This window comes from Pseudomonas sp. 910_23 (assembly GCF_052850795.1).
This window is the reverse complement of sequence record NZ_VXCZ01000001.1, coordinates 178,438-198,687: the sequence shown is the minus strand read 5'-3', so window position 1 is coordinate 198,687 and position 20,250 is coordinate 178,438. Positions and strand designations below refer to the sequence as shown.

Sequence of the window (20,250 nt, the reverse complement as noted above, 5' to 3'; positions counted from 1 at the left end):
GCGGCACAGGCACCAGTGATGTTGGCTGACCTGACGCTATCGCAGGCAAGCCAGCTCCCACAGGGGAATTTGGGTGTGTCAGGGGTTGAGGCGGCAGCCTTGACGGTCGCCCAACCACCGCGCCGTGTGCGTACGCCCTAAACCGCTTGTGGTGACTTCACTGCGCTCCGGCGTGTCGATCAACGCACTGGTCGGCACGTACTGCTTCACATACCCACGGCAATACTGCGCCGGGTTGTTCTCCACATACCGACACGAGCAATACTCCTTGACCGTGTACGCCGCGATGATGTCGGGGAAGGCTTGCAGGTTGACGCGCTCGTGCCATACCCAACCCAATAGGGCCAGCAACAGCAGTAGCAGCAGGCTGGTAAATGGCCGACGACGAATCATGACCGCACCGCCGCCAGCACGCGCTTGAGCAGTTCGTTGTGGCGGTAGCTGCCATCGCGGTCATCGCCGTAGCGCACGATCACCAAGTGCTCGTCGGGCAGTACAAACAGTGCCTGGCCCCAGTGCCCCAGCGCAGCAAAGGTGTCGGTCGGCGCGTCGGGCCAGGGTTGGGGCGTACCCTTGTTGAGCCACCAGTGGCCGCCCGGTACCGCTTCATCCTGGCCGGCTTTGTATTTGTCGAAAGGCCGCCGGTTGAAAGCCACCCACTCTTTGGGCAGCAACTGTTGCTCACCCCAGCGCCCATCCCGTGCCATCAGCAGCCCGACCCGCGCCAGATCGCGAGCAGTGAGGTAGGCGTAGGACGAGGCAACAAAGGTTTCGTCGGCATCGGTTTCCCACGTCGCGTTGCGAATGCCCAATGGCTTGAACAGCGCATCCCACGGATAGCTCATGTACGCCTGGTGGCCGAGCATCCCTTTAAGCGCAGCGGACAGAATATTGCTGTCGCCACTGGAATAACGGAACGCCTGGCCGGGCTCGGAGGCGGCTTCGGTATCGGCGGCAAATTGCGCCATATCGTCACGCCCACGGGTATAGAGCATCGCCACAACAGAAGACTTCAACGGGGCGTATTCATAGTCCTCCTGCCAATCCAGCCCCGAAGCCCAATGGAGCAAGTCGGCCATGCTCACCTTGGGGTGCTGCTTCATTGGCGGGTAAAAACGTGCGGCCGGGTCGGTGAGCTTGAAACGGTTTTCGCCGTAGGCCACGCCGAGCACAGTGGCCATCAGGCTTTTGCTCACCGACCAGGTCAGGTGCGGCGTGCTGGCGGTGGTTGGCGCGGCGTAGCGTTCGTAGATGATTTCGCCGTCACGAATGACCAGCAGCGCGTCGGTACGAATGCCTTTGCGGGTGGTGTCGTCACGGGTCGGGAAAGCGTAGGCGTTCAGGGCATCGACAGCGGGACCTTCAAGTGACGTGCCCGTGGCCCATTCTTTTTCGGGCCAGGTTTCAGCGCGGACGGTAGCGGTAACTAAAAGCACAACAACGCACAGCAGGCCTCGGACCATGGGCACGAACTCAAGGGGGCATTCAAGCCCGCGAGCCTAGCGCAGGCCAATGACAGATTTGCTACACGGGGGCTGTCACCCAACCGTCACCGTAAGTTCATGGAGATGACACCGAGGCTACATAGCCTGACTTTGGACAACAAAGTCGACTGGCCGCAACCTGGCCGGCACCCGGAGACTCGCTATGACTCAGATCGCCCGCATCAGCGACAAAGGCAATGAACGCCGTCTGCAAGCCGAACGCCTGGTGGGCGCCAAGGCCTTGCAGGAAGCCCAGGCCCTGCGGTTCAACGTGTTCAGCGGCGAGTTCAACGCCAAGCTGAAAGGCGCGGAACTGGGCCTGGACATGGATGACTATGATGTTCACTGCAGCCACATCGGCGTGCGGGACTTGAACAGCGGTCGACTCGTCGCCACCACCCGTCTACTCGACCACCAGGCCGCCAGCACTTTGGGCCGGTTCTACAGCGAAGAAGAATTCAGCCTGCATGGCTTGCTGCACTTGCAGGGCCCGATCCTGGAAATCGGTCGCACCTGCGTCGACCCGGCTTACCGCAACGGCGGCACCATCGCGGTGCTCTGGGGCGAACTGGCCGAAGTGCTCAACCAGGGCAGCTACAGCTACCTGATGGGCTGCGCGAGCATCCCGATGCACGATGGCGGCATTCAGGCCCACGCAATCATGCAGCGCTTGCGCGAGCGCTACCTGTGCAACGAACACCTGCGCGCCGAGCCGAAAAAGCCACTGCCGGCCCTGGACTTGCCGTCCAACGTCATCGCCGAAATGCCACCGCTGCTCAAAGCTTATATGCGCCTGGGCGCGAAGATCTGCGGCGAGCCGTGCTGGGATGAAGACTTCCAGGTGGCCGATGTGTTCATCCTGCTCAAGCGCGATGAGTTGTGCCCGCGCTACGCGCGCCACTTCAAGGCGGCGATGTGATGAACCGCCTGCGCATCTACGGGCGCATCGCCCGCGTGCTGTTGGTGGTGGCGCTGGGCTTGAGCATGGCCAGTGTGTTTGGCCTGTTCGAACGTCTGGGCGTGGCCAATTCGATGGTGCGGCGCCAGCGTTGGTCGCGGTTCTTTATGGCGCGATTGAGCAACGCCCTGCCCTTTCGCGTAACGGTGCACGGCGAGTTGCCGCAAGCGCCGATGCTGTGGGTGAGCAATCACGTGTCCTGGACCGACATTCCACTGCTGGGCATGGTCACGCCGCTGTCGTTTTTGTCCAAGGCCGAAGTCCGCACCTGGCCGGTAGCCGGCTGGCTGGCGGCCAAGGCCGGCAGTCTGTTCATTCGTCGTGGCGCGGGTGACAGCCAGTTGATCCGCAAACAGATGACCCGCCATCTGGAGCAACAGCACCCGCTGCTGATGTTCCCCGAGGGCACCACTACCGACGGGCGCAGCTTGCGTACTTTTCACGGGCGTTTGCTGGCCAGTGCAATCGATGCGGATGTGTCGCTGCAACCGGTGGCGATTCGTTATCTGCGTGACGGTGGGGTTGATCCGCTGGCGCCGTTCATTGGCGATGACGATTTGCTCTCGCACTTGATGCGCTTGTTTTCCAACGACCAGGGCGATGTGCAGATTCATCTGCTCAAGCCGATTGCCTGCGCCGGGCAGGAACGCGCGGCACTGGCGTATCAGGCGCAGCAGGCGGTGCAAAAGGCGTTGTTTGGCCCGGTGCCGGAAGCTGAGCAAGTGGCTGCTCGACCTGCGTTCGCGGCATAAAGCGGGCACAGTCATATGTGGGAGGGGGCTTGCTCCCGATAGCAGTTGTTCAGTCAACATAGACAGTGACTGACACACCGCAATCGGGAGCAAGCCCCCTCCCACATTTAGACATCGGTGGTCAGTTGGATCTGCGCAAATCTCTGCAATTGGGGATAGAACACCCGGAAATCTTCACTTAACGGCTTATAAAGCTCGCGCAACTCGTGCATCGCAAATCCGAGTGCCTGCGGGTCAGTCAGCCGCCGCGAAATTCCACGCAGCACCTGCTCCATCACCGCGAACTCGCGATACGAACCCAGCCAGTCATCCGCCGCCATATACGGCGCAATCTGCGCCAGCCGCCCCGGTAACTCAGGTTCTGCCGCCAGCACGCGATACACCTGCGAGGTAAAACGCTCCAGGGGCTGCTCGGCATACAACGCCCAATCCCGCGCCAGGCAATGGTCAAAAAACACATCGAGCACGATCCCGGCATAGCGCCTGCGGGTCAGGCTGAAGCGCGACAACGCCTCGCCCACCAACGGGTGGCTATCGGTAAACCGGTCAATCGAACGGTGCAACTGGATCGCTGCTTCGATTTGCGGGCTGAACTGGCCCTGCAGGCGGCCTTTGACGAAGTCGCCATACAGGCTGCCCAGCAGTTGCGCAGGAAGTTGGCCGCCCAGGTGCAGATGTGCGAGATAATTCATGGCGCGCAGTCTATCACTGCCGCACTCATATCGTTATAACCCGATATACCGATTCGCTTTGGCCTCAGATCAAAATCATATTGGAATATCGGGATACGACGATTTAAAGTTCGCCTCATCGCGATATAACGCTTTACGACACCGAGTACCCTGCCATGTCCATCGACCTCGACGAAATAATAAAAGCCCTGGCGCACCCAGTACGACGAGACATCCTCACCTGGCTCAAAGACCCGAAAGTGCAATTCCCCGAGCAACTGCACAACCACGAATACGGCATCTGCGCCGGGCAGATCGACCAGCGCTGCGGCCTGTCCCAGTCGACCGTGTCGGCGCACCTGGCAACCTTGCAACGGGCGGGATTGATCAGCAGCCAGAAGGCCGGGCAATGGCACTTTTTCAAACGCAATGAGGAGACGATCCAAGCCTTTCTCACGGCGCTCATAACCGAACTCAGCGCACCGCAATAACCAAGGAAACGCAAATGCCCCTCTCGCTCCTCATACTGGCCCTGAGCGCCTTCGCCATCGGCACCACCGAGTTCGTCATCATGGGGCTGCTGCCCGATGTCGCGGCGGACCTGGGTGTGTCGATTCCCGGCGCCGGCTGGCTGGTCACCGGCTACGCCCTGGGCGTGGCCATCGGCGCGCCCTTCATGGCACTGGCCACCGCCAGGCTGCCACGCAAGGCCGCTCTGGTAGCGTTGATGGGCATCTTTATTGTCGGCAACCTCCTCTGCGCCTTGGCCAGTGACTACAACGTGCTGATGTTTGCCCGCGTCGTCACGGCGCTGTGCCACGGTGCCTTCTTCGGGATCGGTTCCGTGGTGGCGGCCAACCTGGTGCCGGCCAATAAACGCGCTTCTGCGGTGGCCTTGATGTTCACCGGTTTGACCCTGGCCAACGTGCTCGGCGTGCCGTTGGGCACTGCACTGGGTCAGGAAGCTGGCTGGCGCTCGACCTTTTGGGCAGTGACCGTGATTGGCGTGATCGCCTTGATCGGCCTGATCCGCTTCCTGCCCGCCAAGCGTGACGAAGAAAAACTCGACATGCGCGCCGAACTCGCTGCCCTCAAAGGCGCGGGTATCTGGTTGTCGCTGAGCATGACGGCGCTGTTCGCCGCCTCCATGTTCACCCTCTTTACCTACGTAGCCCCGCTGCTGGGCGATGTGACCGGCGTGTCGCCCAAAGGCGTGACCTGGACCCTGCTGTTGATCGGCCTGGGCCTCACGGTGGGCAACATCATCGGCGGCAAGCTGGCCGACAAACGCCTGGCGGCCACCCTGATCGGCGTGTTCATCAGCATGGCGGTGGTTTCCACGGTATTGAGCTGGACCAGCGTTGCACTGATACCGACCGAAATCACCCTGTTCCTGTGGGCCACCGCCTCGTTTGCCGCCGTACCAGCGCTGCAGATCAACGTGGTGACCTTCGGCAAGGCCGCCCCCAACCTGGTGTCCACCCTGAACATCGGTGCCTTCAACATCGGTAACGCCCTCGGCGCCTGGGTCGGTGGCAGCGTGATTGCCCACGGCTTCGGCCTGACAAGCGTGCCCCTGGCCGCTGCAGCACTGGCGATTCTCGCGCTGCTGGTGACCCTGATTACCTTCCGCCAGAGCGGCGATGCCGACCTGGCCCCCGCGACCAACTGATCAACTTAAAGACAAAGGTGTTTTCCCATGACGACTATTTTCGATCCGATCACACTGGGCGACCTGGAACTGTCGAACCGCATCATCATGGCGCCACTGACCCGCTGCCGTGCCGATGCCGGCCGCGTGCCCAACGCGCTGATGGCCGAGTATTACGTGCAGCGCGCATCCGCCGGGCTGATCCTCAGCGAAGCCACCTCCGTGACGCCCATGGGCGTGGGCTACCCGGACACGCCGGGCATCTGGTCCAACGACCAGGTGCGCGGCTGGGCCAACATCACCAAGGCCGTGCATGGCGCGGGCGGCAAGATCTTCCTGCAACTGTGGCATGTGGGCCGCATTTCCCACGAGTCGTACCTGGACGGCGAAACCCCGGTGGCCCCCAGCGCGATCCAGGCCAAAGGCCACGTCAGCCTGGTGCGCCCACTGGCCGACTACCCTACCCCGCGCGCCCTGGAAACCGCTGAAATCGCCGACATCGTCGACGCTTACCGCGTGGGCGCCGAAAACGCCAAGGCCGCAGGCTTTGACGGCGTGGAAATCCACGGCGCCAACGGCTACCTGCTCGACCAGTTCCTGCAAAGCAGCACCAACCAGCGCACCGACCAATACGGCGGCTCCCTGGAAAACCGTGCGCGCCTGCTGCTGGAAGTCACCGACGCCGCCATCGAAGTGTGGGGCGCCGGCCGCGTGGGCGTGCACCTGGCACCGCGTGGCGATGCGCACGACATGGGCGACGCCAACCTGGCCGAAACCTTCACCTACGTCGCCAGCGAACTGGGCAAGCGTGGCATCGCCTTCATCTGCTCCCGTGAAAAAGAAGGCGCGGACAGCCTCGGCCCACAACTGAAAAAAGCCTTCGGCGGCGTCTACATCGCCAACGAACGTTTCACCAAAGACAGCGCCAACGCCTGGCTGGCGGCGGGCAAAGCGGATGCGGTGGCCTTCGGTATTCCTTTCATCGCCAACCCGGACCTGCCGGCGCGCTTGAAGGCTGATGCGCCGTTGAACGAACCGCACCCAGAAACCTTCTATGGCAAAGGCCCGGTGGGTTACATCGATTATCCGACGCTGCCGATCTAATCTGATCCGCAAAACCAGTGTGGGAGGTGGCTTGCCTTCAATAGCTCAAATAAATGGGCCTCTTGGAGAGGCCCTTTAAGCAGCACACTATGTCTGCAAAAGTGCCTAGCAAGCAGATCACCGAAAATCGTGATGGCCCAAGCTGGGGGGCATTCGGTGCTGGGGACTGCTGGCTAGATGTACCTTTTCAAGGGTTCCGTAGTAGCCACCATAGAGAAACCGCTAAAATTAGCTGTATACGCAAACAGCCTGGTTGCATATCCAGAACCAAGCGATTAGGATCCAAATGAGATCCAGTCCGGCACTCTGCCACTACGGGGTAACTGCGATGTTTTCAGCGGGTTCTACCATCAATGAAATAAAAACCCTTGAAGAAGTCAACCATCTGTTCAACATTGAGCAAGATTATGTGCTCACAAAGCAGTCATACCGCCGCCCACTGCGATCCTACGAACTGATTAGCGCTGACGCTAAATGCCAGTTTCTGAAGAAGAGCAAGAACTGTGGGCAGGCGCACCAACACGGCTTCGTAGTCGAGACATGCGATGACAAGCAAGTTCTTATTGGTCACTGCTGCGCTCTTAACCATCTCGGCTTAGACGATGAAAAGGTTAAAAATGATTTCAGACAGCTGTCGGCCAACGAGCGCGATGCTATGCGGCGCGCCAAAATTGAAAGTTTGCTAGCCACGAGGGATGAGTTAGCGAGCAACGTGAAACGCATACTGCGGGAAGTAAAGTTTTTACAAGCGGAGGCAGATCGGGTGCTCACGATACTGCCGCTGAAACTGGTTAGGGCTCTAATTGATCGCTGGAAGCGCAATACCCTGAAAGTGAACTGTGAATACTTGATTATTAAAAAGGGGAAGGATGACCGCGGTAAAACGGTGACTGAAAACTCTTGGTATCCCCATGACTGCGGAACCCTAAAGGGTCTTGGCCCATGGTTAGACTTAGAAAAACTGGCATACACCCAGCTGCTTTATACCTTCTTACACAAACTCCAGAGTATTCCAGACAAGAAGCGGTTGACCAACGATGATCTGGTGATAGCTGAATCAGTCATCAATGAACTTACAGGACTGAGCGTTTTGGAACGCGAAGTGAAAGTTCAGCACAGTTTGATTTCCGAGTTTTGTGCAATGTCCAATCTGCTTATAACGGTCCAACTGTTTGCAAGCAGAGATCTCAGGGCGGAGATCGTAGACGCGATCCATCAAGTCTCCGGTGAGTCGCTCCAGGTAGCGGCGAGTCTAGTCGTAAATGCAATCGATAAATCTATCCGGGAAAAATACAATGCCTCTGGCCTTCGTATGGCGCCATAAGCCAAAGCCGCATCTAAATCGGCACTAGCACCCCCTTGTTGATCCGTGCTTTGAATATATTGAAGCTGAAAGAGCTACCAGCAAACTACTTTTTAAAATCAAGAGACTCTGAAAGCACACAATCACGACCATGGATCTACGATACAACTGACTTAAGGAGAAGTACATTGGATATAGACTGGAAAGCTATTGCCGCAATATGGGGGGCTGGCCTGAGTTCATGGCTAGCCCTAAGAACCTGGTTATCAGTGCGTCCTTTGATGGTAGTAGAGCCCTCTGCGAGTTCAAGACAAAGTATTGAATGTCAGTTTTTTATGGTAAGACTGAAAAACACAACAACCAAGCCTGTGCTTGTTAGTTCCGTGATTAGGATTTCACCTCGAAAAACGAGTATTTGGCTTCAAGCAGGAGAAAGACGAATAGAACCACGGGTCGTAAATAAACCTCAAAATATTATCTTATACCCTGGCCAGCAAATCCTCGTGAAGATGGACCTATCCGGCTACGACCAGCAGCTATGCATGTTGATAAAGTGGAACTTCATGGATGTTAATCTAGGATTGCCTCGTCTCAGTTTGATTTGGCGCTCACGCCGCTGGCTTGCGCAAGCTAGAGACTTAGATTCAATTGAATGTTTGGACAATTGGTAATCCCCTGATTCAGCAGATGACATAAAGGTTTACCTTACTGAAGAGGGGGCTTGCCCTCGATGGCCATAGGTTTCTATACAACTCTGTAGCGATCGAGGGCACCACGATGCGAAGCGAGCCGCTCTTGCTCTTGATCTGCTTTTGATCTTGATCTTAGGCGCCCCATCAACCCACGCTGGCCGGAATTCGACAGGGATTTGGGGGGTAAACCGGCAGGGATGCCGGTTTAGCCGCCCCGCGCCATGGATGGCGCGTGGCGGCGGCCCCCCAAATCACTGGCGGATTACGGGCACACCGAGCCTAAGCGAGGTGCCGAGTGGTGGGGCAAGAGCCCTTTGGTTACTTTGGGGCTCTTTTCCAAAGTGACCCGCCGTCAGGGCGGCCCCCTAAGTGGCCGTTACCGCAGAAATGGATATGTACTCGGTATAACTGTGTCGCCTGTCAGGCCACCTTCGCGAGCAAGCCCGCTCCCACAGTTGAATCGCGGGGTGTCGGGTAGATAAGCGTCGGCTATCCGGTCGTCACGGGAGCGAGCCCCCTCCCATATTTTTTACCGCGCCTGGCGCCTTGGAAACATTGCTTCACAGAACGGCAACAATATCGCTACAAAATACTTAGCCGGCTACCTATCAACGGCCCGCCAGCCCGTATATAAAGTCATCCCACAAATCAGGCAGGAGGACGATTGACCGTCCTTAGGCTTTACTGTTGACACAACTGGTCGCAATTACGCATTTTGTCTCAATTGCGCAGGCTGGGGCTCAGGCGCAGCATGTCCAGCCCTATATCAGCCCAACGCTCGGCGTCCTGATGCAATTGAAAACTGTCAGGCACCAGCAGCCACTGGCCGATCAAGCCGTGGATAAAGGCATGAATACACACAGCGCCGCGGGTGGTATCCAGCGTGGCTGGAAGTTGCCCGCGATGGACCGCGTTACGCAACGTCAAGCCGATGCGCAGGTTGCACTCAAGGGTGTGGGTCTGGCGTTGGCGGCGCATGTCACACATTTCATCGGTGAACTCGCACTTATGAAACAGAATCTCGTTGATGCGCCGGGTTTTCGGGTCCAGGGCCACTTCATGGTAGAGATGAATCAGCAGCTTGCGCATACAGCCCAGCGGGTCGGCTTCGTCCTCGCTTTCACTGGCCCGCGCCAGTTCGTCCAGGGGCTCGTGCAACGTGTCGAGCAGTGCCTGAAGCAAGTCGGACTTGTTGCTGAAGTGCCAGTAGATAGCCCCGCGCGTCACCCCTGCCAGCGTGGCGATGTCCGCCAGGGTGGTCCGCGCGACGCCGCGCTCATAAAAGGCTTGCTCGGCGGCTTGGAGAATCTGGCTGCGCGTTTCCTGAGCTTCCTCTTTGGTGCGACGAACCATGGCAGTAAAACCTCAATCGGGACACTGTGGATGGTACTTGACCATCATCTGAATAATTATGGGACGACGCCGTCATGGGCACCGAACGTACTAGAATCGAGGCTTGCGGCAGTGCTTTGTCAACAATGCGCCAAGCCTGTCAAGAGTTTACAAACAACCATGAACGTAAGTATATTGCGTAGCAAGCTACTTATCCACTCACAGCTTGTTTTTTACCCTTCCACACTTCTTGTGCGCACTCTGCGCGCCTGACCCGAGGATCTTCATGCAACTTAAGCCAGCTGTTACCGCTCTGGTCACTGCCGTCGCCCTGGCATCGCTGCTCAGCGGATGTAAAAAGGAAGAAGCGGCACCGCCCGCTCAAACCCCTCAGGTCGGCGTGGTCACCATTCAACCGCAAGCCTATACCCTGACCACCGAGCTGCCAGGCCGCACCACGGCCTTTCGCATCGCGGAAGTCCGGCCTCAGGTCAACGGCATCATTCTCAAGCGCCTGTTCAAGGAAGGCGCCGACGTGAAGGAAGGGCAACAGCTCTACCAGATCGACCCGTCGGTGTATGACGCCACCCTGAAAAGCGCACAAGCCAGCCTGTCCCAGACCAAGTCCATCAGCGACCGCTACAAGCAGTTGGTCGATGAACAGGCCGTCAGCCGTCAGGAATACGACACCGCCGTCGCCAACCGCATGACCGCCGAAGCAAACGTTCAAACCGCCCAGATCAACGTGCGCTACACCAAAGTGTTTGCACCGATCTCCGGGCGTATTGGTCGTTCTTCGGTGACCGAAGGCGCACTGGTCAGCAATGGCCAGGCCGATGCCATGGCCGTGATTCAGCAACTGGACCCGATCTACGTCGACGTTACGCAGTCCTCGGCTGAAATGCTGAAACTGCGCCGCGACCTGGAAAGCGGCCAGCTGGAGAAGGCCGGCGAAAACGCAGCCAAGGTCAAGCTGACCCTGGAAGACGGCACGCCTTACGCCCAGGACGGCAAGCTGGAATTCTCCGAAGTGTCGGTCGACCAGACCACCGGTTCCGTGACCCTGCGTGCCGTGTTCCCCAACCCTGACCACGTACTGCTGCCGGGCATGTTCGTACACGCCCAGTTGCTGGCCGGTGTGAACAGCAAGGCCATCCTGGCTCCGCAACAAGGCGTGACCCGTGACCTGCGCGGCATTCCGACGGCGCTGATCGTGAACAAGGACAACAAGGTCGAGCAACGCGAACTGGTTGCCAACCGTACCGCGGGTGCCTACTGGCTGGTGGAAAAAGGCCTCAATGCCGGTGACCGCGTCATCACCGAAGGCTTGCAGTACGTCAAGCCGGGCGCCGAGGTGAAGGTCACGGAAGCCTCCAACGCTAAACCCGCCGGTACTGCTGCAGCGCCTGCTGCCGCTGCTGGTCAAGGGGAGTAATCCATGTCGAAATTTTTTATCGACCGTCCCATTTTCGCCTGGGTAATTGCCCTGGTGATCATGCTGGTCGGGGCACTCTCGATCCTGAAGTTGCCCATCAACCAATACCCGGCCATTGCGCCAACGGCCATTGATATCCAGGTGACCTACCCAGGCGCTTCCGCACAAACCGTGCAGGACACCGTGGTGCAGGTCATCGAGCAACAGCTCAACGGTATCGACAACCTGCGTTATGTCTCCTCGGACAGTAACTCCGACGGCAGCATGACCATCACCGTGACGTTCAACCAGGGCACCAACCCGGATATCGCCCAGGTTCAGGTACAGAACAAGCTGAACCTGGCCACCCCGCTGCTGCCGCAAGAAGTGCAGCAACAGGGTATCCGCGTGACCAAGTCGGTGAAGAACTTCCTGATGGTGATCGGTCTGGTGTCCGAAGACGGCAGCATGACCAAGGACGACCTCTCCAACTACATCGTGTCCAACATTCAGGACCCGATCTCCCGTACCGCGGGGGTGGGTGACTTCCAGGTGTTCGGTTCGCAGTACGCCATGCGTATCTGGCTCGACCCGGCCAAACTGAACAATTACCAGCTCACGCCAGTGGACGTCAGCAATGCCATCAAGGCCCAGAACGTGCAGGTGGCCACCGGCCAACTGGGCGGCCTGCCTGCCCTGCCCGGCACCCAACTGAACGCTACGATCATCGGCAAGACGCGCCTGCAAAGCACCGAGGAATTCGCCAAGATTCTGATGAAGGTGAACACCGACGGCTCGCAGGTTCGCCTGGGTGACGTCGCGCGTATCGAACTGGGCGGCCAGAACTACAGCATCAGTGCACAGTTCAACGGCAAGCCGGCTTCGGGTATGGCGATCAAGCTGGCGGCCGGTGCCAACGCACTGGACACCGGCAAGGCCATCCGCGAAACAGTGAAGTCTCTGGAACCGTTCTTCCCGCCTGGCATGAAGGCGGTAGTGCCGTATGACACCACCCCGGTAGTGACCGAGTCGATTTCCGGCGTGGTTCACACCCTGGTCGAAGCGATCGTGCTGGTGTTCCTGGTGATGTTCCTGTTCCTGCAGAACTTCCGCGCCACCATCATCACCACCATGACCGTACCGGTGGTATTGCTGGGTACCTTCGGGATCCTGGCGGCGTGCGGCTTCACCATCAATACCCTGACCATGTTCGGCATGATCCTGGCCATCGGCTTGCTGGTGGACGATGCCATCGTCGTGGTGGAAAACGTCGAACGGGTCATGGCCGAGGAGCACCTGTCGCCCAAGGAAGCGACGATCAAGTCCATGGGCCAGATCCAGGGCGCCCTGGTGGGTATTGCCCTGGTACTGTCGGCGGTATTGCTGCCGATGGCGTTCTTCGGTGGCTCCACCGGTGTGATCTACCGCCAGTTCTCCATCACCATTGTTTCGGCGATGGCGTTGTCGGTACTGGTTGCCCTGATCTTCACCCCGGCCTTGTGCGCCACCATGCTCAAGCCGATCGATCCGGAAAAGCACGGCCAGCCCAAGCGCGGCTTCTTTGGCTGGTTCAACCGCACCTTCGACAGCGGCGTACTCAAGTACGAGCGCGGCGTGGGCAACATGATCAAGCACAAGATCCCGGCGTTTCTGGTGTATGTGCTGATCCTGGCCGGCATGATCTGGATGTTCACCCGTATTCCAAGCGCGTTCCTGCCAGAGGAAGACCAGGGTGTGATCTTCGCCCAGGTGCAGACACCAGTCGGTGCTTCGGCTGAGCGTACGCAAAAAGTCGTCGACGATATGCGTGCCTTCCTGCTGAACGACAAGGAAGGCGAGCCAGGCGAAGGCAAGGCGGTGAAGTCGGTGTTTACCGTGAACGGCTTCAACTTCGCCGGTCGTGGCCAGAGCTCGGGCCTTGCGTTCGTGATGCTCAAGCCGTGGGATGAGCGTGATTCGACCCAATCGGTGTTCGAAGTGGCCAAGCGTGCCCAGGGTTACTTCTTCGGGGCCTTCAAGGACGCCATGGTTTTCGCCATCGTGCCGCCTTCAGTGCTGGAGCTGGGTAACGCCACCGGTTTCGACGTATTCCTGCAAGACCAGGGTGGCGTGGGCCACGACAAGCTGATGGCTGCACGTAACCAGTTCCTGGGCGCGGCGGCACAAAGCAAGGTGTTGGCGGGAGTACGCCCCAACGGCGTGAACGATGAGCCGCAGTACGAGCTGACCGTTGACGACGAGAAGGCCAGTGCCCAGGGCATCAGCCTTGCCGATATCCAGCAGACCCTGGCCATTGCCTTGGGTGGCAGCTACATCAACGACTTCATCGACCGTGGTCGTGTGAAGAAGGTGTATGTGCAAGGTGACGCCGCCAGCCGCATGTCGCCGGAAGACCTGGACAAATGGTACGTGCGCAGCGACTCCGGGAAGATGGTACCGCTGTCGGCCATCTCGTCGGGCCAGTGGATCTACGGTTCGCCCAAGCTTTCGCGATACAACGGTGTAGCGGCGATGGAAATCCTCGGTACCCCGGCACCAGGCTACAGTACCGGTGATGCGATGGCCGAAGTCGAACGCATTGCCAAAGAACTGCCGGCCGGTGTCGGCTATGCCTGGACAGGCCTGTCGTACGAAGAACGCCTGTCCGGCTCCCAGGCGCCTGCGCTGTACGCGCTGTCGCTGCTGGTAGTGTTCCTGTGCCTGGCGGCACTGTACGAAAGCTGGTCGATCCCGATCGCGGTGATTCTGGTTGTGCCACTGGGTGTGATCGGTGCACTGATCGCTACCAGTATGCGGGGCTTGTCCAACGACGTGTTCTTCCAGGTGGGCTTGCTGGTGACGGTGGGCCTGGCGGCGAAAAACGCCATCCTGATCGTGGAATTCGCCAAAGAGCTGCACGAGCAAGGCAAAGGCATCGTTGAGGCGGCTATCGAAGCGTCCCGTATGCGTCTGCGCCCGATCATCATGACGTCCATGGCGTTCGTGCTCGGCGTACTGCCGCTGGCGATTTCCAGCGGTGCCGGCTCAGGCAGCCAGCACGCGATCGGTACCGGCGTGATCGGCGGTATGATCACCGCCACTGTGCTTGCCATTTTCTGGGTGCCACTGTTCTACGCAACCGTGTCCTCGGCCGGCGAACGCAAAAAGAAAGACACTACTGAAACTCCTAAAGAGGCTGGCCAATGAGCAAGTCGCTACTTTCCCTAGCCGTCACGGCATTCGTGCTCAGTGGCTGCTCGCTGATACCTGACTATCAGCGCCCCGATGCGCCGGTGGCCGCACAGTTCCCGCAGGGGCCGGCGTATTCGTCGGCCCAGGCGCCGAACCAGGCCGCTGCCGAGCAGGGCTGGAAGCAGTTTTTCCATGACCCTGCCCTGCAACAGCTGATCCAGACCGCGTTGGTGAACAACCGTGACCTGCGTGTCGCGGCCCTGAACATCGACGCCTATGCAGCGCAGTACCAGATCCAGCGTGCCGACCTGTTCCCGGCGGTATCGGCCACCGGTAACGGCAGCCGTTCGCGCACCCCGGCCAAGCTGTCACAGACCGGCGAATCGTCTATCGCCAGCCAGTACTCGGCGGGCCTGGGGATCAGCTCTTATGAGCTGGACCTGTTCGGTCGCGTGCGCAGCCTGAGTGAAGAAGCGCTGCAGAAGTACTTCGCCACTGAAGAAGCGCGGCGCAGTACCCAGATCAGCCTGGTGGCCAGCGTGGCCAATGCCTACCTGACCTGGCAGGCCGACAAGGAACTGCTCAAGCTGACCCAGGACACCCTGGGTGCGTTCGAGCAGAGCTTCAAGCTCACCTCGCGCAGCAACGAAGTCGGCGTGGCGTCGGCGCTGGACCTCAGCCAGGCACGCACCTCGGTGGAAAACGCCCGGGTGCAACTGGCACGTTATACGCGCCAGGTGGCTCAGGACGAAAACAGCCTGACCCTGTTGCTGGGCACCGGCCTGCCGGCGAATATCGCCAGCAAGCCGCTGTCCGATGACCTGCTCAGCGAAGTGCCTGCCGGCTTGCCGTCAGACCTGCTGCAACGTCGTCCCGACATTGTGCAGGCCGAGTACAACCTCAAGGCTGCCAATGCCAATATCGGCGCGGCCCGTGCGGCGTTCTTCCCGAGCATCAGCCTGACGGCCAGTGCCGGTACCGCCAGCCCAACCCTGGGCGGCCTGTTCAAAGGCGGTTCGGGTACCTGGGCGTTTGCCCCGCAGATCAACATCCCGATCTTCAACGCCGGTAGCCTGCGCGCAAGCCTGGACTACTCGAAGATCCAGAAAGAGATCAACGTGGCCAACTACGAGAAAGCCATCCAGACCGGCTTCCAGGAAGTCTCCGACGGCCTCGCTGCGCGTCAGACCTACAAGCAGCAACTGGATGCCCAACGCGGCTTCGTCGAGGCTAACCAGGATTACTACCGCCTGGCCGAGCGTCGCTACCGCATTGGTGTCGACAGCAACCTGACTTTCCTCGACGCCCAGCGCCAACTGTTCAGTGCCCAGCAATCGCTGATCACCGACCGCCTGGCGCAGCTGACCAGCGAGGTCAACCTGTACAAGGCCCTCGGCGGTGGCTGGAATGAGCAGACCGCCAAGAACGAGCCGTTGAAAGAACAAGCACCGCCGTTGAAGTTGTTCTGATAGCGCGTGTGTAAGAAAACCGCTTCCCTTACCGGAAGCGGTTTTTTTATGCCTGGTTTTTTACCTCGCCAACTTGCGTTCGATCACCGCCCACAACCCGCCCTCCCCCACTTTCATCGCCCCCATACCGCCGCGCACCATGGCCGCCACCTGCATAAACCCAATAACAACAGGTCCAACACCATGAGCACTTTTCACCCGCGCCAGCTGTTGCTGGCTGCCGCTGTCGGCAGCCTTGCCGTTCCTGCAATCGCCGAAGAACACGGTTTTCTTGAAGATGCCAGCGCCAACCTCAACCTGCGTAACTTCTTCTTCAACCGCAATTACACCAACCCGACCAAGGCCCAGGGTGGCGCGCAGGAGTGGACGCAGAGTTTCATCCTCGACGCCAAGTCCGGCTTTACCCAAGGCACCGTGGGTTTTGGTGTGGATGTGCTGGGCCTGTACTCGCTCAAGCTTGATGGCGGGCGCGGCACGGGCGGCACCCAGTTGCTGCCGCTGGACCATGATGGCCGTCCGGCGGATGAGTTCGGGCGCCTGGGCGTGGCGTTCAAGGCGCGGTTTTCCAAGACAGAGCTGAAGGTAGGCGAATGGATGCCGGTGCTGCCGATCTTGCGTTCCGACGACGGCCGCTCCCTGCCGCAGACCCTGCGCGGCGGGCAGATCACCTCGAAGGAAATCGACGGCCTGACCCTGTATGGCGGCCAGTTCCGCGCCAACAGCCCGCGTGACGACGGCAGCATGAGCGACATGTCGATGTTCGGCAAAACCGCCTTCACTTCCGACCGTTTCAATTTCCAAGGTGCCGAGTACGCATTCAACGACAAGCGCACCCAGGTCGGCGTATGGAATGCCCAGCTCAAGGACATCTACAGCCAGCAGTATCTCAACCTGATCCACAGCCAACCTGTCGGCGCCTGGACCCTCGGCGCCAACCTCGGGTTCTTCTACGGCAAGGACGATGGCAGCGCCCGCGCAGGTAACCTGGACAACAAAACCTGGTCCGGCTTGCTTTCTGCCAGGTACGGCGGCAATACCTTCTACGTTGGCCTGCAAAAACTCACCGGCAACAGCGCCTGGATGCGCGTCAACGGCACCAGTGGCGGCACCCTGGCCAACGACAGCTATAACTCCAGCTACGACAACGCCGAGGAAAAATCCTGGCAAGTGCGCCACGACTACAACTTTGCCGCCCTGGGCATTCCTGGCCTGACCCTGATGAACCGCTATATCAGCGGCAGCAACGTGCACACCGGCACTATCACCGACGGCAAGGAGTGGGGCCGCGAAAGTGAAGTGGGCTACACCGTGCAGAGCGGCGGCCTGAAAAACCTCACGGTGCGCTGGCGTAATTCGAGCATGCGCCGCGACTACAGCAACAACGAATTCGACGAAAACCGGTTGATCGTCAGCTACCCCATCAGTCTGCTGTAAACCGGCGCCGGACTTGCTGTATGGTGCGCGCCTGCCGCTGCTGATCCCCCCAGCAGCGGCCTTTATCGAGCCTGCGTACCTGATGAAACCCTTTGCCGCAGCGAGCGTAGTGTTTGCCTTGGCCCTGAGCCTGAGTGGCTGCATCGGCGCGCCCATTGCCCTGACGCCGGCAACCCAGCAACGCTTGCAAGCCCAGGCGCCGATCCGCTTTCTGCTGACCTTCGATGACGGCCCCAGCGCCTCGGGCTACAACAACCCGAGCCGTTCGGTCGTGGCGGATCTGGCGAATAACCCGGTATTGCCGGGGATCAAGGCGGTGTTCTTCTTGCAGACCGAAGCGGCCCGCTCCGGCGGTAGCTCTCGAGGGCGCAAGACCATGGAACGTGAATTCGCCGCTGGCCATGTACTGGCCTTCCACACGGCGACGGCGTTTCATACCAATCACCGCTGGCTGAACGATGCAGAGCTGGAATACACCCTCACCGAAGGTGCGACAGACATTGCCGCCATCACCGGCACGCCGCCCGTGCTGGTACGCCCTCCGTTCTGGAACTACGACCGCCGTACCTTCGCCGCCTACCAGCGGCATGGCATGCACGTACTGCTGACGGACCTCAGTGCCAATGACGGCAAGATCTGGGGCTTCAACGCCAGCCCGCGCCGGCGGGCCAATTTGTATCGGCAGCTGTCGGTCGTGCGTGAGCGCATCGCGCTGGGTGAACTGCCGATGGTGGAAGGCGTGATACCGGTGGTAGTGACCTTCCATGACATCAACCGCTACACCGCCCGGCATATGCAGGAATACATGCAGATCCTGATGGACAGCGCGCGAATCAACGGAGTGAAGACTGCTTCCGAGCCGTTCTACACCGACACCGCCATGCTGGAACGCGCAGCACTGGCACGTACCGTGAAGGATGTGAATGAAGAGGTCCATTTGCCGGGTGTATGGAACTGGATATGGGATGCGGACTCACACTGAAAGCTACAAACAATTACAACAGTAAGATATTTAAGTCAGACAGGTAGTCCCATCCTGCCCCACCACGCCCACCTTATTAACCACCCACTGACCATAAGCCCTTTGAATACGTAGGAAAGTGAAACAAGTGGCGTTGGAACTCAGTACTCCTTCCCGCCCACTATCGGATCAGTAGTTCGCAAGACTTACCGCGCACTGCCCAACCTTCTCACACTTGCCAACCTTTAAAAGGACTTAGTCATGTTGACAACTCCCTTACAGAACAACTATTCGCACAGCCTTTACAACCCTAACGAAAAATCCATTCACCGCGATAAAAAACACTCAGACTCCCTCCACCCGCTGCACCGCAAAGAAAATAACTTTCTACCGGCGAACACCGCCAAACCTGCGCGCTTCGCGAAGGATCAGGTTGCTACCTCGCTGGCCGGCCAGCGTGTTAACTCCTCGATGGATAAACCCGTCAATTCCGCAGCTACGGCTCCAGCACAACAGCCCATCGAATCAAGCCCCATCACCGAAGTACCACGCGCCCTCACCAGTACCCCGACCACTCACACGTACGATAACGGCAACGTCAAGATCACCTCGGCAACGGCTCATGAAGGCAGTTTTCACGGCGTTCCCATGCTGCGCAACAAAGTCACCATCGAAACCGGTAATAGTGCAGACAACGTTCACCTCAAGAGTCTTCCGGACATTGGGGTCGTCGCAGAAATAAACGGCAGGCGATACCTGTTACCGGTTCAGAATGCTGGCGGCATGACCGAGACCGTGGAAATAAAAACCAGGGGTGGCGATGACCACGTCACGATTGCAGACGACATCTGGTTCCAAACCACTGTGAGTCTTAACGACAACCACACGGTTTCCGGGACCAATGGGTATACCTCCGCCCCCGAGTCAGCGGGCGTGAAAACATTCTCGCAACCCGGAATCATCGCCATTGCACCTCACCTGCAAAAAGGCGCCGAGTTCAAACATGACGAGACCACCTTCAAGTTCTCGCCAAACGCCAACCCAAGGCAGTTCGGCGACGGCGTCATGCAAATAACCGCAGGCAACGGCAATGACACTATTCGTATCAGCGCAGCAGAAGACAATTCATTGTTAGCTGAAGTGAATGGGCAACAATTCCTCCTGCCTATTAAAAACGATCCAGCAGGTGGTTCCAGGCTGTTCATTCAAGCCGGAGACGGAGACGATAAAGTCACCATCGACTCTAATGTAAAGAACTATGCCTTTATCAACATGGGCGAGGGTAAAGCAGGCACTTTATACAGTGGCGGCGGGTTCGTTTCGGGTGAAGAAGAGCCCAATTTGAGGCAGCGCTATACCACGCAAAACTACAAACCTGTCGGGACCAGTGCCTGAACCCCACGCTGGCGTAATCTCATGAATACTGCCCGCCCGATGATCACGGGCGGGTCTTCTCGCCAATTACGCGCGCGATTCAACCCCGAGCTCATCCCACACCGACTCGGCCAAGTGAAACGTCGCATTCGCCGCCGGTATTCCGCAATAGATCGCACTCTGCATCAGCACTTCCTTGATCTCGGCGCGGGTCACACCATTGCTGGCGGCCGCACGCAGGTGCAGCTTGAGCTCTTCACTGCGGTTCATGCCGATCAACATGGCGATGGTGATCAGGCTGCGGGTATGCCGAGGCAGCCCGGGGCGCGTCCAGATATCGCCCCAGGCATGGCGCGTGATCATTTCCTGGAACTCGCTGTTGAACTCGGTCAGCGCATTGAGGCTGCGGTCGACATGGGCATCGCCCAGCACTTCGCGGCGCACCTGCAGGCCATCGGCATAACGTTGTTTCTCGTCCAC

At 59.1% G+C, this 20,250-nt stretch carries 17 protein-coding genes; 12 read left to right on the top strand and 5 right to left on the bottom strand.

Annotated elements, in window-relative coordinates; all coding sequences use genetic code 11:
- Nucleotides 1-78 precede the first annotated feature (78 nt).
- Complete coding sequence (locus FW800_RS00900; RefSeq protein WP_446436777.1) at nucleotides 79-393, bottom strand: amidase; 315 nt, start codon at nucleotides 391-393, stop codon at nucleotides 79-81.
- On the bottom strand, nucleotides 390-1,463 hold the full coding sequence (locus tag FW800_RS00895) for a serine hydrolase domain-containing protein (protein ID WP_248090974.1): 1,074 nt from the start codon (nucleotides 1,461-1,463) through the stop codon (nucleotides 390-392). Before FW800_RS00895 ends, FW800_RS00900 begins: the two co-directional genes overlap by 4 nt.
- Nucleotides 1,464-1,647: 184 nt before the next feature.
- Here FW800_RS00895 and olsB point away from each other — a divergent pair, with 184 nt between their 5' ends.
- Both olsB and FW800_RS00885 read left to right on the top strand, forming a co-directional pair.
- A complete protein-coding gene (gene olsB / locus FW800_RS00890) occupies nucleotides 1,648-2,403 on the top strand; it encodes an L-ornithine N(alpha)-acyltransferase (RefSeq protein ID WP_005785912.1) in 756 nt (251 codons plus the stop codon).
- Nucleotides 2,403-3,194, top strand: a complete 792-nt coding sequence (locus FW800_RS00885) for a lysophospholipid acyltransferase family protein (protein WP_032877310.1) — start codon at nucleotides 2,403-2,405, stop codon at nucleotides 3,192-3,194. The genes olsB and FW800_RS00885 overlap by 1 nt, the downstream gene beginning before the upstream one ends.
- A gap of 107 nt (nucleotides 3,195-3,301) precedes the next feature.
- Here FW800_RS00885 and FW800_RS00880 read toward each other — a convergent pair whose 3' ends face one another.
- Nucleotides 3,302-3,886 carry an acyl carrier protein phosphodiesterase gene (locus tag FW800_RS00880; protein WP_032877311.1) on the bottom strand — a complete coding sequence of 195 codons (585 nt, stop codon included), beginning with the start codon at nucleotides 3,884-3,886 and terminating at the stop codon, nucleotides 3,302-3,304.
- A gap of 155 nt (nucleotides 3,887-4,041) precedes the next feature.
- On the opposite strand from FW800_RS00880, the gene FW800_RS00875 reads away from it, so the two are divergent.
- The 4 genes from FW800_RS00875 (at nucleotide 4,042) to FW800_RS00860 (ending at nucleotide 7,944) form a co-directional block, all read left to right on the top strand.
- Nucleotides 4,042-4,356 carry an ArsR/SmtB family transcription factor gene (locus FW800_RS00875; protein WP_032877312.1) on the top strand — a complete coding sequence of 105 codons (315 nt, stop codon included), beginning with the start codon at nucleotides 4,042-4,044 and terminating at the stop codon, nucleotides 4,354-4,356.
- A gap of 14 nt (nucleotides 4,357-4,370) precedes the next feature.
- Complete coding sequence (locus tag FW800_RS00870; protein WP_005785906.1) at nucleotides 4,371-5,537, top strand: MFS transporter; 1,167 nt, start codon at nucleotides 4,371-4,373, stop codon at nucleotides 5,535-5,537.
- 27 nt (nucleotides 5,538-5,564) lie between these two features.
- Nucleotides 5,565-6,620, top strand: a complete 1,056-nt coding sequence (locus FW800_RS00865; protein WP_446436776.1) for an alkene reductase — start codon at nucleotides 5,565-5,567, stop codon at nucleotides 6,618-6,620.
- Between the two features lie 286 nt (nucleotides 6,621-6,906).
- The gene (locus FW800_RS00860; RefSeq protein WP_446436775.1) at nucleotides 6,907-7,944 is read left to right on the top strand and encodes a hypothetical protein; all 1,038 of its coding nucleotides are present in this window, start codon (nucleotides 6,907-6,909) and stop codon (nucleotides 7,942-7,944) included.
- Between the two features lie 1,391 nt (nucleotides 7,945-9,335).
- Here FW800_RS00860 and FW800_RS00855 read toward each other — a convergent pair.
- Nucleotides 9,336-9,968, bottom strand: coding sequence for a TetR family transcriptional regulator (locus FW800_RS00855; RefSeq protein WP_005785903.1), 633 nt, complete (start codon nucleotides 9,966-9,968; stop codon nucleotides 9,336-9,338).
- A 265-nt stretch (nucleotides 9,969-10,233) separates the two neighbouring features.
- Here FW800_RS00855 and FW800_RS00850 point away from each other — a divergent pair, with 265 nt between their 5' ends.
- The 6 genes from FW800_RS00850 to FW800_RS00825 all read left to right on the top strand — a co-directional run bounded on the left by FW800_RS00850 (nucleotide 10,234) and on the right by FW800_RS00825 (nucleotide 19,791).
- A complete protein-coding gene (locus FW800_RS00850) occupies nucleotides 10,234-11,382 on the top strand; it encodes an efflux RND transporter periplasmic adaptor subunit (RefSeq protein ID WP_446436774.1) in 1,149 nt (382 codons plus the stop codon).
- 3 nt (nucleotides 11,383-11,385) lie between these two features.
- Nucleotides 11,386-14,547 carry an efflux RND transporter permease subunit gene (locus tag FW800_RS00845; protein WP_446436773.1) on the top strand — a complete coding sequence of 1,054 codons (3,162 nt, stop codon included), beginning with the start codon at nucleotides 11,386-11,388 and terminating at the stop codon, nucleotides 14,545-14,547.
- On the top strand, nucleotides 14,544-16,001 hold the full coding sequence (gene adeC / locus FW800_RS00840) for an AdeC/AdeK/OprM family multidrug efflux complex outer membrane factor (protein WP_032877316.1): 1,458 nt from the start codon (nucleotides 14,544-14,546) through the stop codon (nucleotides 15,999-16,001). Before FW800_RS00845 ends, adeC begins: the two co-directional genes overlap by 4 nt.
- Nucleotides 16,002-16,184: 183 nt before the next feature.
- Nucleotides 16,185-17,435 carry an OprD family porin gene (locus FW800_RS00835; protein WP_032877317.1) on the top strand — a complete coding sequence of 417 codons (1,251 nt, stop codon included), beginning with the start codon at nucleotides 16,185-16,187 and terminating at the stop codon, nucleotides 17,433-17,435.
- A gap of 82 nt (nucleotides 17,436-17,517) precedes the next feature.
- Nucleotides 17,518-18,417 (top strand): polysaccharide deacetylase family protein, encoded by a 900-nt coding sequence (locus FW800_RS00830; RefSeq protein ID WP_032881064.1) that lies wholly within the window; start codon nucleotides 17,518-17,520, stop codon nucleotides 18,415-18,417.
- Between the two features lie 240 nt (nucleotides 18,418-18,657).
- On the top strand, nucleotides 18,658-19,791 hold the full coding sequence (locus FW800_RS00825) for a hypothetical protein (RefSeq protein WP_446436772.1): 1,134 nt from the start codon (nucleotides 18,658-18,660) through the stop codon (nucleotides 19,789-19,791).
- Nucleotides 19,792-19,857: 66 nt separating this feature from the next.
- On the opposite strand, the gene pcaC is transcribed toward FW800_RS00825, so the two are convergent.
- Nucleotides 19,858-20,250 carry a 4-carboxymuconolactone decarboxylase gene (gene pcaC, locus FW800_RS00820; RefSeq protein ID WP_005785883.1) on the bottom strand — a complete coding sequence of 131 codons (393 nt, stop codon included), beginning with the start codon at nucleotides 20,248-20,250 and terminating at the stop codon, nucleotides 19,858-19,860.

What these genes read in the sequence shown, in the direction of transcription:
- FW800_RS00885 (WP_032877310.1), top strand. Translation starts at nt 2,403, where the DNA reads ATGAACCGCCTGCGCATCTACGGGCGCATCGCCCGCGTGCTGTTGGTG.
- FW800_RS00850 (WP_446436774.1), top strand. Translation starts at nt 10,234, where the DNA reads ATGCAACTTAAGCCAGCTGTTACCGCTCTGGTCACTGCCGTCGCCCTG.
- FW800_RS00865 (WP_446436776.1), top strand. Translation starts at nt 5,565, where the DNA reads ATGACGACTATTTTCGATCCGATCACACTGGGCGACCTGGAACTGTCG.
- FW800_RS00845 (WP_446436773.1), top strand. Translation starts at nt 11,386, where the DNA reads ATGTCGAAATTTTTTATCGACCGTCCCATTTTCGCCTGGGTAATTGCC.
- FW800_RS00830 (WP_032881064.1), top strand. Translation starts at nt 17,518, where the DNA reads ATGAAACCCTTTGCCGCAGCGAGCGTAGTGTTTGCCTTGGCCCTGAGC.
- adeC (WP_032877316.1), top strand. Translation starts at nt 14,544, where the DNA reads ATGAGCAAGTCGCTACTTTCCCTAGCCGTCACGGCATTCGTGCTCAGT.
- FW800_RS00875 (WP_032877312.1), top strand. Translation starts at nt 4,042, where the DNA reads ATGTCCATCGACCTCGACGAAATAATAAAAGCCCTGGCGCACCCAGTA.
- FW800_RS00855 (WP_005785903.1), bottom strand. Translation starts at nt 9,968, where the DNA reads ATGGTTCGTCGCACCAAAGAGGAAGCTCAGGAAACGCGCAGCCAGATT.
- FW800_RS00870 (WP_005785906.1), top strand. Translation starts at nt 4,371, where the DNA reads ATGCCCCTCTCGCTCCTCATACTGGCCCTGAGCGCCTTCGCCATCGGC.
- FW800_RS00860 (WP_446436775.1), top strand. Translation starts at nt 6,907, where the DNA reads ATGAGATCCAGTCCGGCACTCTGCCACTACGGGGTAACTGCGATGTTT.
- FW800_RS00835 (WP_032877317.1), top strand. Translation starts at nt 16,185, where the DNA reads ATGAGCACTTTTCACCCGCGCCAGCTGTTGCTGGCTGCCGCTGTCGGC.
- olsB (WP_005785912.1), top strand. Translation starts at nt 1,648, where the DNA reads ATGACTCAGATCGCCCGCATCAGCGACAAAGGCAATGAACGCCGTCTG.
- FW800_RS00825 (WP_446436772.1), top strand. Translation starts at nt 18,658, where the DNA reads ATGTTGACAACTCCCTTACAGAACAACTATTCGCACAGCCTTTACAAC.
- FW800_RS00895 (WP_248090974.1), bottom strand. Translation starts at nt 1,463, where the DNA reads ATGGTCCGAGGCCTGCTGTGCGTTGTTGTGCTTTTAGTTACCGCTACC.
- FW800_RS00900 (WP_446436777.1), bottom strand. Translation starts at nt 393, where the DNA reads ATGATTCGTCGTCGGCCATTTACCAGCCTGCTGCTACTGCTGTTGCTG.
- FW800_RS00880 (WP_032877311.1), bottom strand. Translation starts at nt 3,886, where the DNA reads ATGAATTATCTCGCACATCTGCACCTGGGCGGCCAACTTCCTGCGCAA.